This window comes from Acinetobacter sp. YH16051, from assembly GCF_013417135.1.
Classification (GTDB): domain Bacteria; phylum Pseudomonadota; class Gammaproteobacteria; order Pseudomonadales; family Moraxellaceae; genus Acinetobacter; species Acinetobacter towneri.
The window spans coordinates 175,784-189,688 of record NZ_VPEN01000002.1 but is presented as its reverse complement, the minus strand read 5'-3'; the positions used below and the strand labels follow the sequence as shown (position 1 = coordinate 189,688).

The 13,905-nt window shown below is 42.0% G+C and carries 15 protein-coding genes; 9 read left to right on the top strand and 6 right to left on the bottom strand.

The window, feature by feature from the left end; translation table 11 throughout:
- The first annotated feature begins 76 nt into the window (after positions 1 to 76).
- From rlmH to FTV41_RS02710, 3 genes are all read left to right on the top strand, one after another.
- Entirely contained in the window at positions 77 to 559 is a 483-nt protein-coding gene (gene rlmH, locus FTV41_RS02720) for a 23S rRNA (pseudouridine(1915)-N(3))-methyltransferase RlmH (protein ID WP_026438445.1), read from the top strand.
- Positions 560 to 709: 150 nt separating this feature from the next.
- On the top strand, positions 710 to 1,486 hold the full coding sequence (locus FTV41_RS02715; protein WP_096901485.1) for a dioxygenase: 777 nt from the start codon (positions 710 to 712) through the stop codon (positions 1,484 to 1,486).
- Between the two features lie 139 nt (positions 1,487 to 1,625).
- Positions 1,626 to 2,408 carry an META and DUF4377 domain-containing protein gene (locus FTV41_RS02710; RefSeq protein ID WP_096901484.1) on the top strand — a complete coding sequence of 261 codons (783 nt, stop codon included), beginning with the start codon at positions 1,626 to 1,628 and terminating at the stop codon, positions 2,406 to 2,408.
- Positions 2,409 to 2,479: 71 nt separating this feature from the next.
- On the opposite strand, the gene gdhA is transcribed toward FTV41_RS02710, so the two are convergent.
- Complete coding sequence (gdhA, locus tag FTV41_RS02705) at positions 2,480 to 3,823, bottom strand: NADP-specific glutamate dehydrogenase (RefSeq protein ID WP_004970711.1); 1,344 nt, start codon at positions 3,821 to 3,823, stop codon at positions 2,480 to 2,482.
- Between the two features lie 356 nt (positions 3,824 to 4,179).
- Between gdhA and FTV41_RS02700 the strand changes: the two genes are divergently transcribed.
- Both FTV41_RS02700 and nth read left to right on the top strand, forming a co-directional pair.
- Entirely contained in the window at positions 4,180 to 4,974 is a 795-nt protein-coding gene (locus FTV41_RS02700; protein WP_004970712.1) for an RnfABCDGE type electron transport complex subunit B, read from the top strand.
- Between the two features lie 92 nt (positions 4,975 to 5,066).
- On the top strand, positions 5,067 to 5,756 hold the full coding sequence (gene nth / locus FTV41_RS02695; protein ID WP_154321249.1) for an endonuclease III: 690 nt from the start codon (positions 5,067 to 5,069) through the stop codon (positions 5,754 to 5,756).
- Positions 5,757 to 5,885: 129 nt separating this feature from the next.
- Here the strand turns inward: nth and FTV41_RS02690 are convergent, their stop codons facing one another.
- The 4 genes from FTV41_RS02690 to FTV41_RS02675 all read right to left on the bottom strand — a co-directional run bounded on the left by FTV41_RS02690 (position 5,886) and on the right by FTV41_RS02675 (position 8,857).
- Positions 5,886 to 6,089 (bottom strand): hypothetical protein, encoded by a 204-nt coding sequence (locus FTV41_RS02690; RefSeq protein ID WP_004970716.1) that lies wholly within the window; start codon positions 6,087 to 6,089, stop codon positions 5,886 to 5,888.
- Between the two features lie 128 nt (positions 6,090 to 6,217).
- Entirely contained in the window at positions 6,218 to 6,877 is a 660-nt protein-coding gene (gene adk / locus FTV41_RS02685; protein ID WP_004970717.1) for an adenylate kinase, read from the bottom strand.
- A gap of 81 nt (positions 6,878 to 6,958) precedes the next feature.
- Positions 6,959 to 8,275, bottom strand: coding sequence for a hypothetical protein (locus tag FTV41_RS02680; RefSeq protein WP_179996065.1), 1,317 nt, complete (start codon positions 8,273 to 8,275; stop codon positions 6,959 to 6,961).
- A gap of 63 nt (positions 8,276 to 8,338) precedes the next feature.
- Positions 8,339 to 8,857 carry a hypothetical protein gene (locus FTV41_RS02675; RefSeq protein ID WP_004970721.1) on the bottom strand — a complete coding sequence of 173 codons (519 nt, stop codon included), beginning with the start codon at positions 8,855 to 8,857 and terminating at the stop codon, positions 8,339 to 8,341.
- Positions 8,858 to 9,111: 254 nt separating this feature from the next.
- Here FTV41_RS02675 and mrdA point away from each other — a divergent pair, with 254 nt between their 5' ends.
- From mrdA to ykgO, 3 genes are all read left to right on the top strand, one after another.
- Positions 9,112 to 11,202 carry a penicillin-binding protein 2 gene (mrdA, locus tag FTV41_RS02670; protein WP_179996064.1) on the top strand — a complete coding sequence of 697 codons (2,091 nt, stop codon included), beginning with the start codon at positions 9,112 to 9,114 and terminating at the stop codon, positions 11,200 to 11,202.
- A gap of 3 nt (positions 11,203 to 11,205) precedes the next feature.
- Positions 11,206 to 11,763 carry a 16S rRNA (guanine(966)-N(2))-methyltransferase RsmD gene (gene rsmD / locus FTV41_RS02665; protein WP_004970724.1) on the top strand — a complete coding sequence of 186 codons (558 nt, stop codon included), beginning with the start codon at positions 11,206 to 11,208 and terminating at the stop codon, positions 11,761 to 11,763.
- A gap of 105 nt (positions 11,764 to 11,868) precedes the next feature.
- On the top strand, positions 11,869 to 11,991 hold the full coding sequence (gene ykgO, locus FTV41_RS02660) for a type B 50S ribosomal protein L36 (protein WP_026438469.1): 123 nt from the start codon (positions 11,869 to 11,871) through the stop codon (positions 11,989 to 11,991).
- Positions 11,992 to 12,038: 47 nt separating this feature from the next.
- Here ykgO and FTV41_RS02655 read toward each other — a convergent pair whose 3' ends face one another.
- Positions 12,039 to 12,665: a 1-acyl-sn-glycerol-3-phosphate acyltransferase gene (locus FTV41_RS02655; protein WP_104852321.1), complete on the bottom strand. Its 627-nt coding sequence runs from the start codon at positions 12,663 to 12,665 to the stop codon at positions 12,039 to 12,041.
- Between the two features lie 356 nt (positions 12,666 to 13,021).
- Here FTV41_RS02655 and FTV41_RS02650 point away from each other — a divergent pair, with 356 nt between their 5' ends.
- Positions 13,022 to 13,852 carry a copper resistance protein NlpE N-terminal domain-containing protein gene (locus tag FTV41_RS02650; protein ID WP_179996063.1) on the top strand — a complete coding sequence of 277 codons (831 nt, stop codon included), beginning with the start codon at positions 13,022 to 13,024 and terminating at the stop codon, positions 13,850 to 13,852.
- Positions 13,853 to 13,905 lie beyond the last annotated feature (53 nt).

The following is a 13,905-nucleotide window of genomic DNA, read 5'->3' as shown; positions in this document are numbered from 1 at the left end:
TGTGTCGTTACACAGCGCTTGTGTTGAATCATGGTTATAATGCGAGATTCTGATTGATCGCTACATGAACTCGCCTATGAAAATTCGCATTCTGACCATTGGACAAAAAATGCCTGCTTGGGTGCTGACTGGTTTTGAAGATTATTTCAAACGGATTCAGCCTTTTGTGCAGACTCAAATTGTCGAACTGCCAATGGCGAAACGTGGCAAAAATGATTCTGAGGCCGATATTCTAAAATATCGCCAAATTGAAGGTGATAGCATTTTAAATGCCATGAAAAACAATGAGCTGTTAATTGCCTTGGAAGTGGGCGGCAAAGAGTTCAGCACCGAAAAACTTGCAGAAACCATGAAAGGCTGGATGCTAGAAGGCAATGATGTCGTGCTTGCGATTGGTGGACCAGATGGTCACTCTGAAGCAGTACGTAAAGCAGCAGCATGGCATTGGTCATTATCCAAACTAACTTTGCCACACCCTTTAGTTCGCGTGATGCTGATTGAGCAGCTATACCGTGCTATGAGCATCAACCACAACCATCCTTATCATCGTGCAGGTTAAATCAACTTATTCAATTTGTACGTTGAGTTATCAAAATATCTTCAACTCAAACGACGTTGCAAAGCTGCAACATAGCGTTGAACAAAAGTACATTTCGCTATACACACTTTTTTGCGATGCTGTAGAACAGCAGGCTTTAGGGATCTAGGCATGAACTTACAGACATTACCCGGTTTATTTATCTCACATGGTTCGCCCATGTTGGCACTCAATCCTGAACAGGTCGGGCCTGCACTCAGCCGTTTAAGTGAAAATTTGCCAACACCGCAAGCCATTGTGGTGATGTCGGCGCATTGGGAAAGTAATGCACTGGAGGTCAACACAGGTATTCGCCCTGAAACATGGCATGACTTCCGTGGTTTTCCTGAAGCCTTGTACGCCCTGCGCTACCCTGCACCTGGCTTACCTGAACTGGCAGAAGATATTTTGCAGCGTTTGGCTGATGCGGGCTTTGCTGCCCATGCCAACAGCACACGCCCGCATGATCATGGCGTATGGATGCCATTACTACACATGTATCCCGATGCCAATATTCCAGTGATTACCATTTCTTTGCCCATGAATATGAGCGCCGAACAGATTTATCACATTGGGCAAAGTTTAGCGCCATTACGTGAACAGCAAATTTTACTGATTGGCTCAGGCAGTATCACCCATAACTTACGTGAATTATCATGGAATACACCCAATGCGGCTGTGCCTGAATGGGCATCTAGTTTCCGTAATCGTGTGGTGCAGCATTTAAGTCATCGCAATTATGATGCAGTACTAGATTGGCAACAATTGCCACATGTAGCACGTAATCACCCAACCCTAGAACACTTTGCACCGCTGTTTTTTGCAATGGGTACGGGAGATCGATTTAACATTGTACATAGCAGCTTTAGCATGGGTTCACTCGGTATGGATATTTATCGTTTTGACTAACCGATAGCTCCGCTTATTTAAAATCTGACTTTTTAATTTGGATACATTTTGTTAGCAAAAGCTACGATTTGTATCCATATTTTTTGTTAATCTCTTGATTATAATCACGTTGAAACTTTAGCACATAGAATATAAACCAATGAAATTCAGTATTTTTGCGCTTGCCCTGCTCCCTTTGGCTTTAACTGCATGTCAATCTTCACATCTTCCTGCCACTTCAGGAGATCCAGCTATTTCTACTCTATCCACCACATTAAAAACGCCTACACAAATTTTGCCCGCTTATACCTGGGAACTTGATCGTGGGCTGCAACGCCCGATTGTTCTGAGCTTTGATCAACGAGGCAGACTAAGTGTAGCTTCTGGCTGTAATGGCCTTGGCACGAGCTGGACTGTTAAAGATAATACCCTGAGTACGGGTGACATGATGGGCACCATGATGGCATGTGATGCACCATTAATGGAACAGGAACGTTTTATCAGCCAGCTTCTGCAAAAGCGTAATATTCCGTTTAGTCTGGATCTAAATGATGCCAATCAGCCAAAACTGAGTATTACTGCAGCTGATGGTCAAAAATATGTCTTTACCGGAAAAATGACACCGGAAACCAAATACCAAGGTCAGGCAGAAACCATTTTCCTGGAAGTTTCGTCACAGACTAAAGCCTGTACGGGTGTAGCTCAGCAAACCTGCTTACTGGTGAAAGAAATCAAATATGATGAAAAAGGCTTAAAGACTCAGGTCGATAAAGACTGGACTTTATTTTACGATCAGATCGAAGGTTTTCAGCATTCATCGAATGAGCGTCAGATTATTCGGGTAAAACGTTATGAAATTAAAAATCCGGCAGCTGACCAGTCTAAATATGCCTATGTATTCGACATGACCGTAGAGCGTGAAGCAGTCAAAGGCACTCTATAACGATAAAATCGCAATATAAAAAAACCGAGGCATTCACCTCGGTTTTTTTTCAAGCTTAAACTCAGTCAGACTTAGAATACGCCTTGAGAAAGCATTGCATCAGCAACTTTTACGAAGCCAGCGATGTTTGCGCCGTCTACATAGTTCACGGTACCGTCTTCTTTCGTACCGAATTTTACGCAGTTGCGGTGAATTTCTTTCATGATTGCGTGTAAGCGCTCATCAACTTCTTCGAAAGTCCAGCCTAAACGCAATGCGTTTTGAGACATTTCCAGACCAGAAGTTGCTACACCACCGGCGTTAGATGCTTTACCTGGCGCATAAAGAATTTTCGCTTCAACGAATTTCTCAACCGCTTCAAGTGTAGAAGGCATGTTCGCACCTTCAGCAACACAGATTACGCCGTTTGCAAGAAGCGCTGCTGCATCATTCGCATCAAGTTCGTTTTGAGTCGCACATGGAAGCGCGATATCACATTTAATACCCCAAGGACGTTGACCTTCAAGGTATTCAAAACCGTGCTTAGACGCAAATTCAGAAATACGACCACGTTTTACGTTTTTAAGCTCCATCACTTCAGCAAGTAATTCTGGCGTGAAACCTTCTTTCACGTACACAGTACCATTCGAGTCAGAAAGTGAAACTACTTTCGCACCCAAGTACATTGCTTTGTCTGCAGCAAATTGTGCAACGTTGCCTGAACCAGAAATCGCAACGACTTTATCTTTAAAGCAATCGCCACGAGTCTTGAGCATTTCCTCAGCGAAATACACAGTACCGTAACCTGTAGCTTCTGGACGCGCCAAAGAACCACCGAAAGACAAGCCTTTACCTGTGAATACACATGAAGTGTCATTGCTGAGCTTCTTCATCATACCCGCCATGTAACCCACTTCACGACCGCCTACACCAATATCACCCGCAGGAATATCCGTGTTAGAACCTAAATGACGATATAACTCGATCATTAAGGCTTGGCAGAAACGCATAATTTCGCCTTCAGACTTACCTTTAGGGTCAAAGTCTGAACCACCTTTACCACCGCCCATTGGCAATGTAGTCAAAGCATTTTTAAAGGTTTGTTCAAAACCTAAGAATTTTAAAATTGAAAGGTTCACTGATGGGTGGAAACGCATACCACCTTTAAATGGACCAATTGCTGAGTTGTACTGTACACGGAATGCACGGTTTACGTGGGTTTGACCTTGGTCATCTACCCAAGAAACGCGGAACTGAATTGCACGCTCAGGCTCAACCAAACGCTCAAGCAAACCATGTGCTGCATATTGAGGGTTCTTTTCAATGAACGGCCAAAGGCTGGTCATTACTTCTTCTACAGCTTGTAGAAACTCTGGTTGATGTGCATCACGTGTTTTAACGTAATCTAGGAATTCGTTAAGGCTGTTGTATTTCAACGCTTAATCCTCAGCAGAAAATGGATCAAAATTGGTCAAAATTTCAATCAATGATATATTTTGGCGCAAAATATTAAATATCTTTTGTTAACAATCTACAATAGTTTTTTTCAAAAAACTTTAAAACATTTGTATTTTCATAAATTTAACTTATTTTTTAGCGTGTTAAGCCCATAAGTTAATGTAACAAATTAATTCATAGTTTTGAGCATTTTTGCCCAAAAAGCTAGCAATTGTTGTTCTTAATTTGCGCACAAGCCTAAAAGCAAAAATCGTGCTAAAATCATCGACCTAGAATTTCCCCCTAGCCTTATCTTCCGTTTTTCTGCTGCTGTTAAAGTGGCATTGGTTTGTCCATGAATTCGCAAATTGCTCTGATTCAAAATATTGATGCGCTGCTCCCTCAAACTCAATGTGGCTTATGTGGTCACCGTGATGGCTGTTTACCCTACGCCAAAGCGATTGCAGAAGGCGAAGCGGCCAATAAATGCGTACCCGGTGGACAACCTGTTGCAGATGCACTAGCAAACTTACTGCAACGCCCTGTATTGACCGCAGAAGCCAGTGTTTGGCCTGTGCAGGCAGATGGACGCCCACAGCGTATGAAAGCCCTAATTCGTGAAGATGAGTGCATTGGTTGTACCAAATGTATTAATGCCTGCCCTGTCGATGCCATTTTAGGCTCAGGCAAACTCATGCACAGCATTTTGACTGATTTATGTACGGGCTGTGAATTGTGTATTCCGCCTTGCCCTGTCGATTGCATTGACTTGGTAGAAGATACACAACCCCTGCTTTCTGATAGCGCACGAGTGGCAGAACAGAATGATTTACGCCAACGCTACTACGCCCACATACAACGTGAAGAACAACGTCGTCTGCACCGTAAAGGCCCTGTGGTACGTGCAGAAATTGATACCGAACTGTTTGCTCAATTTTCTGCACAAGCCGATGCTGCTGTGCCTGTGATTGAATTGCCTGTGCAAAAAAATGAACAGATTTCCACTGCCGATGCACAAACCACCATCGAACTGGCAAAATTACGCACACAAATTAAAAAACTCGAAAAACAACTCAGTGTGCGTGACGATGAGAAAAAACGGCTATTACTAACCAATTTACAACAACAGTTACGTGAATTAGGAGCATAAACATGCCCGAAAGAAATACACGTCTGACCAATAAAGCGGTCAAAACAACGGCTGCCAAAAGCACCACGCTCAAAGAAAAGCCGTCTAAAAATATGACCAAAAAGCAAATTCAGACTTTTTTTGAGCGCTTACGTGACCAACGTCCAAATCCGACCACTGAACTGAATTTTTCCAATCCATTTGAATTGCTGATAGCGGTGACCTTATCTGCACAAGCGACCGATGTCAGCGTCAATAAAGCCACCGACAAACTGTTTCCTGTTGCCAATACTCCCGAAGCGATTTATGCCTTAGGTGTGGAAGGTTTAAAAGAATATATTAAAACCATCGGGCTGTATAATTCCAAAGCAGAAAATGTCATTAAAACCTGCAAAATTCTCATCGAAAAACACGGCAGCATCGTGCCTGATAATCGTGCCGATTTAGAAGCCTTGCCCGGCGTGGGACGCAAAACGGCCAATGTAGTGTTAAATACCGCATTTGGACAGCCTACTATGGCGGTCGATACGCATATTTTCCGCTTAGGTAACCGTACAGGTTTAGCTGTAGGTAAAAATGTTTTAGAAGTCGAACACCGTTTGATTAAAGTCATTCCTAAAGAATTTTTAATTGACTCGCATCACTGGCTAATTTTACATGGCCGTTATTGTTGTATTGCGCGTAAGCCTAAATGCGCTGAATGTGTGGTGTCAGATGTGTGTAACTGGCCTGATCGCTTTGAATTTGGTGCACATCGTCATACTACGCTGCATGAAATTCATCACGCGCCCATATCTAAGTAAGTGCTTCGGTAGAGTTTTGCAAAGTGATCTAAGCTTATTGATGACAAGCTAGATCATCAAAGCAATGTGGATTATCCAAAATCGTGTGGATAACTGTGCAATCTATGCACAAGATTGTGCAGAGATGATTTATTTATCCTGAGAATCTTCAGACTGACGTTGTTGTTCTTGCTGTTGTTTAAGTTTCGGATGCAATTGATAGTGCTTGCCTGATTTTTTTTCAGCCGAATTCTGAGCTTGTGTGTTGCGCAATAACTTATAGCTCACAAAAACAAGAAAGCCTAAAACGGCAATACTTGCCAATAACATGATGATCACAGCAGCATGTTGCAAAGCACTCTCCCAAACTGACACAAATAAAAAGAGCCCTAATATGAATCAGGACTCTTTTAAAGTCAAAACAAGCTGCCTGTTTAAGCGATTTTATTTTCTTTTAAACAGGCTTGGTCTAAAACCTAGACTTATTTTGCTTGGTCTAAAATAGCAAACAAATCTGCTTGAACTTCTTCAATTGGACGAAGACCATTCAATTTGTTATAGCTTGGTGCATTTTCACCAGAAGCAGCACGACCTTGATAGAAGCCAACCAATTGCTCAGTTTCTGAGTGATACGCTTTTAAACGTTTACGAATAGTTTCTTCTTGGTCATCTGGACGTTGAACCAAATCTTCGCCAGTTTCGTCATCTTTACCTTCCACTTTTGGTGGATTGTAAACAAGGTGATAAATACGACCAGATGCAGGGTGCTGACGACGACCAGACAAACGTTGTACGATTTCTTCGTCTGCAACATCAATTTCAATCACGTGGTCGATATTGATGCCTTCGCTTTCCAAGGCTTCAGCTTGTGGAATAGTGCGAGGGAAACCATCAAAAATACAACCATTCACGCAATCTGGCTGCGCAATACGCTCTTTCACTAAGCCAATGATCAGTTCATCAGATACCAAACCGCCACCGTCCATGACGCTTTTGGCTTGTAGACCTAATTCAGTACCTTCACGAATTGCAGCACGGAGCATATCACCGGTTGAAATTTGTGGGATATTGTAGCGCTTACAGATCAACTGAGCTTGTGTACCTTTACCTGCTCCAGGTGGTCCGAGTAAGATAATGCGCATAAAAAAACATCCTCATTTTAACAATGTATTTGACACTCGTTGCATATCAGAGCCATCGCCCTTTACGCAGCCAGCATCCTCTTATAAGAAAGCGACAAACAAATGTATTAAACCAGCAATAAAACCAGTTACACCACCCAAGACAATTAAAATCCACTCATCTTCCTGAAAGGCAGGACGCAAGAGATTCTGGAATTCTTTTGGCGTCAGTTCACGAATACGATCTCTGAACATTTGATAAATTTTCTGTGCACGGCTCGCATTAAAGGCAGGGTCGCATACAGGCACCATCGTAATTTCAATCGAACGATCAATCAAGTCAGTCTTGAGTTTGGCATACTCTTTTGGCCCCAAAGACAACTGTAAAAAGGTACGAACCAATGGTGTTTCCATAATTTCGTTGATGTGGCGTTTGACAATACGGCGGGTTTTGTCTTTTTTACTGCCATACATCATTTCAGTCATAATCGATTTTAACGTAATCAGATCTTCTGTGACTACCGTTGCAAACACATCCGAGACTTCTTCTTGGCGTTTCATGAACGCACCCTGAATATTATAAGTCCCAATGCGTGGAATCACTGGCTTAATCCATGGAAATTGACGATTTTCAGTCAATTTAAAGAACTGCGGATATTTCACGTAATGTGGTTCGACTGGGTTAAATACCATCCAAATCGCAATCCAGTTGGTCAAGAAGCCCCAAATTGCCGCCCAAAATGGAACCGTCCAGTGCCATGGTACAAGAAACCAAACAATCATTTGGAAAATACCAAAGAACATCCCAATCAATGCACTGATATGCCAAATAAAGTTAATTTCTTTTTGACCGACTTTTAGGAACATACGCACCATTAAGCGGCGATCACCTTCCATTTGGCTGACCACCATTTCACGCATATCCACCAAGGATTCAACATTCAAGGTCAGTTCAGTCACCAATTCACGCAGCACACCTGGCAATTGTTTATGCGCCTGTGCGTAAATACGGCGTTTAATCGAATACGGTAGGTTTTCCCAAAGCACAGCATTGCGGTCTAACATGACCTCATCAATTAAGTGCTCAAGTTCAAAACCCACTTGCTCACCAATAATACGCGCCATATCTTCAGGGTCCATAGCATTGAGAAACTCACGCAATGAACCTAATTTTGACAATGTGTTATCGGTAATGATGCCTGAAATACGCCCTGCTTTACGCGGTACAATCCCCTGCCATCCCACAGGAATAGGCCCAAGGTGAAAGCCCCAAAAGCTAATTGGATAGAACACCATTTTTAGTGCCATCCACACGTGCGCCCAAGTCACAAAAGCAGTCACAGGAATAATACTGAGCACGGCCCAAAAATCTGGACGATTCAAAAAGGTTTGCCACAACTGATTGACGTACTCAAGCATGCATTTTTTCCATATTTAGTTCTAATTACAAGATTCTAAAGTAGTTAAAAGTCACTATTCTGACTACAAACCCATACTGAGCGTATAGGAAAATTGTAGTCTAGGCTCAGTTTCCGCAATCACTCGCCCTTGTCGATCTTCCAATTTTTCACCTGCGCCAATGCCAACACTAAAGCTACTGATGCGTTCAGGGCTCAGTAATACATAAGCCAGATCAATGCCTGCACCTAAACGCGCTTTTTCTTCACCATCCACCCATTTAGATTCTAGGTGTCCTGCGTAAGCGCCAATATAATAACCATTTTTGTCTTTACCTGTGAGGTGGTATGGGTAACGAAAACCTGTTTGCCCACCGACTTCATGGTCACCATTTAAAAAAGCCCCCGCTTTTAGATAGGCAATGCCATAAGGATTGACCCATTCACCATTCAAATGCAGTAATTTTTGGGTAATACCCGCCCCTACATTCCAGGTTTTTGCGCTATCTGCGCTAATTTTTGCTTCAGGTAAAAAAGTAGTGTTCCCAGCAAAGCTAAAACTTGAAAAGGCAAGTAATGCCACGAAAGAATAGACTTTTGTCATTATTGTCACCAGTGTCCATTTGTTTTAATTTTAAAAACAGTCCTGTTTTCGTGTTTTGACTCTAGCAGAATTGTCAGGATTCTTATATACAGCAAATTACAATTTTGATGTCGCTAAAGTCAAAAATTAAGATTGCGCCCATCTTCTAGGTTAAATCGGGCAATTCAGTCAAACATGGTTACTCAAAATTGCCAATAGATGCGTTAGAATAGTCCAAATTCGTTCTCCCTCATTTTTGTTAAGCCAATTTTTGTATGAAACAACACTATCCGTTAAAAAATGCTCAGCAAGAGAAGCGTATTTTTCGCAATCGCATCTTTTTTTCGGTGGGTGTTGTGGTTTTTTTCTTGCTGCTGTTGGTGGCTCGTTATGCCTTTTTACAAATTAGCGGCTACGATGAATTTGCGACTGCATCAGATAAAAACCGAATTCGGCTACAACCACTCGCACCTGCACGTGGTTATATTTATGACCGCAATGGTGTGTTATTGGCAGATAACTACCCTGTGTTCTCAGCCACTTTAAGCCGTGCAGATGTTGAAGATATTGACGATACCATTGCGCGACTGACACTTGTTTTACAACTGACAGAAGAAGATATCGATCGCTTTAAAAGTCGGATTAAAACTTCACGTAAAACTGAACGTGTATCGATCAAGCTGAATTTAAATGAATCGGATATTGCCCGTTTTAGTGAAGTTAAATTTCAATTCCCTGGGGTCAATATTGAAACCCAGATGACACGTTACTATCCGCATGGTGACTTATTTGCGCACGTGATTGGTTATGTCGGGCGCATTAACGACAAAGAACTGAAAGAAATTGACAAAGATGCTTATGCAGGCACCAACTTGATTGGCAAAATTGGGGTGGAGAAATCGTATGAGCACTTGCTACATGGCGTACCCGGCAACGAATCTGTAGAAGCCGATGCACATGGTAATGTGCTGCGCAATTTAGGACGTAAAGACCCTGTACGTGGCAATGATTTGTTTTTGTCATTGGATTATGGCTTGCAAGTGGTCGCCTCTGAACAACTGGCAGAACGCCGTGGTGCAATTGTGGCACTTGACCCACGTACAGGTGAAATTTTAGCTTTAGTCTCCAGTCCGAGTTTTAACCCTAACTTATTTGTCACAGGTATTAGCCATACCGACTACTCTGCCTTACGCGATAATTTAGATCAACCACTCTATAACCGTGCAGTACAAGGTGTTTATCCACCGGGTTCTACCATTAAGCCGATGTTTGGTTTAGGCGGTATTCATTATGGCTATGTCGACTGGAAAACCGCCATTCAGGATTATGGTTATTTCACTTTACCAGGCGACAGCCACCGTTTCCGTGACCATAAAAAAACTGGGCATGGCATTGTCGATATGCACAAAGCTCAAGTCGTGTCGTGTGATACCTACTTCTATGTATTGTCGTATCGCATGGGCATTGAAAAAATGAACGACTGGATGCGTCAATTTGGCTTTAGTGAAAAAACTGGGGTCGATTTACCAAGTGAAAGCACAGGACTCTACCCAAACCCGGACTGGAAAATGCGTACGCGCAAAGCCAAATGGATGAAAGGTGAAACAATTTCCGTCAGTATTGGTCAGGGTGCATTTACCTCGACACCATTGCAATTAGCAATGGCCACCGCCATCACCGCCAACAAAGGATTTAAAGTCACACCGCACGTGTTACGTGAAAGTCGTGGCGCGAAACCATTTAAAGTTCACAATGGTACCAACGGAAAAATTGACTTTAACGGCACAGAAGAAGACTGGATTAAAATGCGTGATGCCATGGTTGATGTGATTCAATCAGGTACAGGTAAAGGGATTAAAGGCGGCTTGCAATATTCAGTTGCAGGTAAAACAGGTACAGCACAGGTTAAAAGTATTGCGCAAGGTAAACGCTATAACGAAGCCTTATTGACCGACCGTCAGCTTGACCACGGTTTATTTGTTGGCTTCGCTCCTGCCGAAAACCCTGAAATCGCAATTGCCATCATTCTAGAAAATGGTCGCGGTGGTTCTGCAGCAACGGCTTTGGCGCGTCCAATTTTAGACTATTGGTTACTGAATAAAAATAAAAAGCCAATTCGTCCATCTGCCGCACAAGTGAGTGGTGGCTTAATGACTGCAGGTTTAAAACCAAGTGAATTGCCAAGTGGTGAAGTCCCTTCATCTACTGCACCAAATACGAATAACGTGAATAATCCGAATACAGCAACCAATCACCCTGCGCTCAACCCAAATCCTTCGCAAACTACTCCGAGTTCAGCTCCAACCAATCCACCTGCAACTGCGCCAACAGCAGTTGTACCCACTAACCCAATTGAGAGCGACTAAGCCATGAAAAATCAACTACGCATTATTGGTGGAGAATGGAAACGTCGTCAGTTGGCTTTTGCTTCAATTGAGGGATTACGCCCTACGCCCGACCGAGTGCGCGAAACCTTATTCAACTGGTTAATGTGGGATGTGCAAAACGCCAAAGTGTTAGACCTCTGTTCAGGTTCGGGCGCTTTAGCTTTTGAAGCCCTGTCTCGCGGTGCGGCACACGTGGTCATGATTGAGCCAAACCGTACACAAGCACAGTTTTTACAGCAAAATTTAGAATTATTACGCGTCAATAAAAGCAAAGCACAATTAAAAGTTTCTACCGCACAACATGCTTTGGCGACACTAAAAGATCAGTTTGATTTGGTATTTTTAGACCCGCCTTATAGTTTAGATTTATGGGAAGAATTGGCAGGGTTGGCTGATCCACTCATTGCGGCACAAGGTCTGATTTATGTTGAAGCAGATCGTGATTTAAACCTGTTAAAATTACCGCAGACTTGGCAAAAAGTTAAAGAGAGCAAAGCGGGAACTGTACGTGCGGGCTTATACCAAAAGATTGTTGTTTAAATTTTCTCCTTAAAAGATACGCGGTAATTTTATGACTATCGACACTTTTCAAGAGCCATCTATTAATGTAATATTATAACATTACATATTGTAGTGTTTATCTTCATGAAAGTTCGTTCATCTTTAAAAAGTGCAAAATCGCGTGCCGATTGTCAAATTGTGAAACGTCGTGGCAAATTATTTGTGATTTGCAAATCCAATCCACGTTTTAAAGCAAGACAGGGATAATCCCCTGTCTTTTAGTTTTGATAGATTATTACACTGAAATAGTGTGCTTATTCTGAATAGTAACGTGTATCGACACTAAAACTTTCAGGAAATTTTGCTTGAACCTGCGCATAAAATGCCATGATTTCAGCCATATCTTTTTCAAAATCACCGGTTGGATGCACAATTTTTCCCACACCCGTTTTCTTTTTTGCGTAATCCATATACGCCAAAGCAATTGGCACACCTGCATTTAACGCAACATGATAAAAACCTGTTTTCCATTGTTCTTGACGCGCACGTGTGGCTTCAGGCGTCACCAACATCACCAATTTAGGATGGTTTTTAAATAAGTCCGTCATGAGCTGAACCATACTAGGTCGTGCTTCGCCTGGTGCTTTCGGACGACGGTCTATACCAATGCCTCCCATCGCACGAACAAATGGCCCAAACGGCAATTTCATATAGCTGTCTTTAATGGTCAGGCGAACATTAACGCCCAAAGCTTTAAGCCCTAAACGTGCATATAACGCATCCCAATTACTGGTATGCGGTGCTGCAATCATCACATATTGGTCTAACTCCAACGGACAATGATTGTCGATTTCCCAACCCATTAAATTTAAGCTTCGCTCAGCTAACTTTTCAAACACAACCGCATACCCCAAATAAAGTGTGCGAATTTTAGCAAGCATCGACAAATACAAAAGTCTAAAACGACGAATAAATAAACAAATACTTTATAAATGTATAAAAATTTCCTGCACTCATCTTATTTTTGTCATTCCATGCAAAATCATACTGTTTTTGCGCTTATTCATTGCTAGATTCAAGCAAGTTTAAAATGGTAAATATATAAATTTACGCACAGTTTGCTGAGTTTTTTACGGTCTAATCCGATGTAATCCTTGAAGTGAAACTTAAAACTTTAAAACATCTGGCTTGTTATGATTTGCTACAAATCTTCATTAAAAATAAGGCAAATTGGCTTTTCAGATACAAGGTGAAAGTTTAAGGTGGCAGCAAGACAAGTTTGAAGTTCAGAACATTTATGCTGAATCGTTATCCGATTGCACTCAGTACACTTAGCTTATTTTTAGTAGCTTGCGGATCAACTGATCCAAGCAGGGAATATCAATCCGCTTTGCCTTCTGAGCCACAAATTACGCCCAAAACTGAAGTTCAAAATTCAGCAACTTCATGGACAGGACAAGCTACAGGTAACTTTAGAGCCTTATTGCCTTGTGACAACTGTGAACAGCATGTGATTCATTTACGCCTGAATGATGATCAAACCTTTCAACTCATCGACATTAAACGCTCGAAACAGCGGCAGCGCGAAAACCAAGTGGCGGGAACGATTCAAGCTGCTCAGGGCAACAATCAGCAAGACAAACAGAACCAACACCCATCGCAAAACACGGCAAATGAATGGTTGCTCAATACAGAAAATGGGCAAGCCTATGCACGTATTCAACTCACAGCGCACGGTCTTAAATTCAGTTTATACAATCAGAAAAAGACACAAAATCAGCAGAAAAATGAAACTCAGGTTTTCTTACATCCTGTAGAAAATATGCAAGTCAGTAATGCCCTGAAGCATGTCGATATTCAGGCTGAACACGTACAAAATGTTGAGGTCAAAGAATTAAACGACCCTGTGATGGCACACGATTATTTTCTGGCAATTCACAATCAATCTGATCAAGCATTACAATTACATGCCAATGACTTGGTTTTGGTCGATCAGCAATATCAAGAATATGCAGCCGTAGTCGATCCGCATTTTTTAGAACCAATTCCTGCACAACAAAAACAATGGATTAAGGTGTCTTTCCATTACCCTGCTTCTGTAGAGGCAGATGTGATCAAAATTAAATAGGTTACAGCTGCTGCATTTCATAAATGAAGGAACATCAATTTAAGGATGTTTCA

Bases quoted from the DNA above. Each gene is read 5' to 3' on its own strand.
- FTV41_RS02655 (WP_104852321.1), bottom strand. From the start codon at position 12,665: ATGCTTGCTAAAATTCGCACACTTTATTTGGGGTATGCGGTTGTGTTT.
- rsmD (WP_004970724.1), top strand. From the start codon at position 11,206: ATGAAAAATCAACTACGCATTATTGGTGGAGAATGGAAACGTCGTCAG.
- rlmH (WP_026438445.1), top strand. From the start codon at position 77: ATGAAAATTCGCATTCTGACCATTGGACAAAAAATGCCTGCTTGGGTG.
- FTV41_RS02675 (WP_004970721.1), bottom strand. From the start codon at position 8,857: ATGACAAAAGTCTATTCTTTCGTGGCATTACTTGCCTTTTCAAGTTTT.
- FTV41_RS02680 (WP_179996065.1), bottom strand. From the start codon at position 8,275: ATGCTTGAGTACGTCAATCAGTTGTGGCAAACCTTTTTGAATCGTCCA.
- FTV41_RS02700 (WP_004970712.1), top strand. From the start codon at position 4,180: ATGAATTCGCAAATTGCTCTGATTCAAAATATTGATGCGCTGCTCCCT.
- nth (WP_154321249.1), top strand. From the start codon at position 5,067: ATGACCAAAAAGCAAATTCAGACTTTTTTTGAGCGCTTACGTGACCAA.
- ykgO (WP_026438469.1), top strand. From the start codon at position 11,869: ATGAAAGTTCGTTCATCTTTAAAAAGTGCAAAATCGCGTGCCGATTGT.
- mrdA (WP_179996064.1), top strand. From the start codon at position 9,112: ATGAAACAACACTATCCGTTAAAAAATGCTCAGCAAGAGAAGCGTATT.
- FTV41_RS02650 (WP_179996063.1), top strand. From the start codon at position 13,022: ATGCTGAATCGTTATCCGATTGCACTCAGTACACTTAGCTTATTTTTA.
- FTV41_RS02715 (WP_096901485.1), top strand. From the start codon at position 710: ATGAACTTACAGACATTACCCGGTTTATTTATCTCACATGGTTCGCCC.
- FTV41_RS02710 (WP_096901484.1), top strand. From the start codon at position 1,626: ATGAAATTCAGTATTTTTGCGCTTGCCCTGCTCCCTTTGGCTTTAACT.
- adk (WP_004970717.1), bottom strand. From the start codon at position 6,877: ATGCGCATTATCTTACTCGGACCACCTGGAGCAGGTAAAGGTACACAA.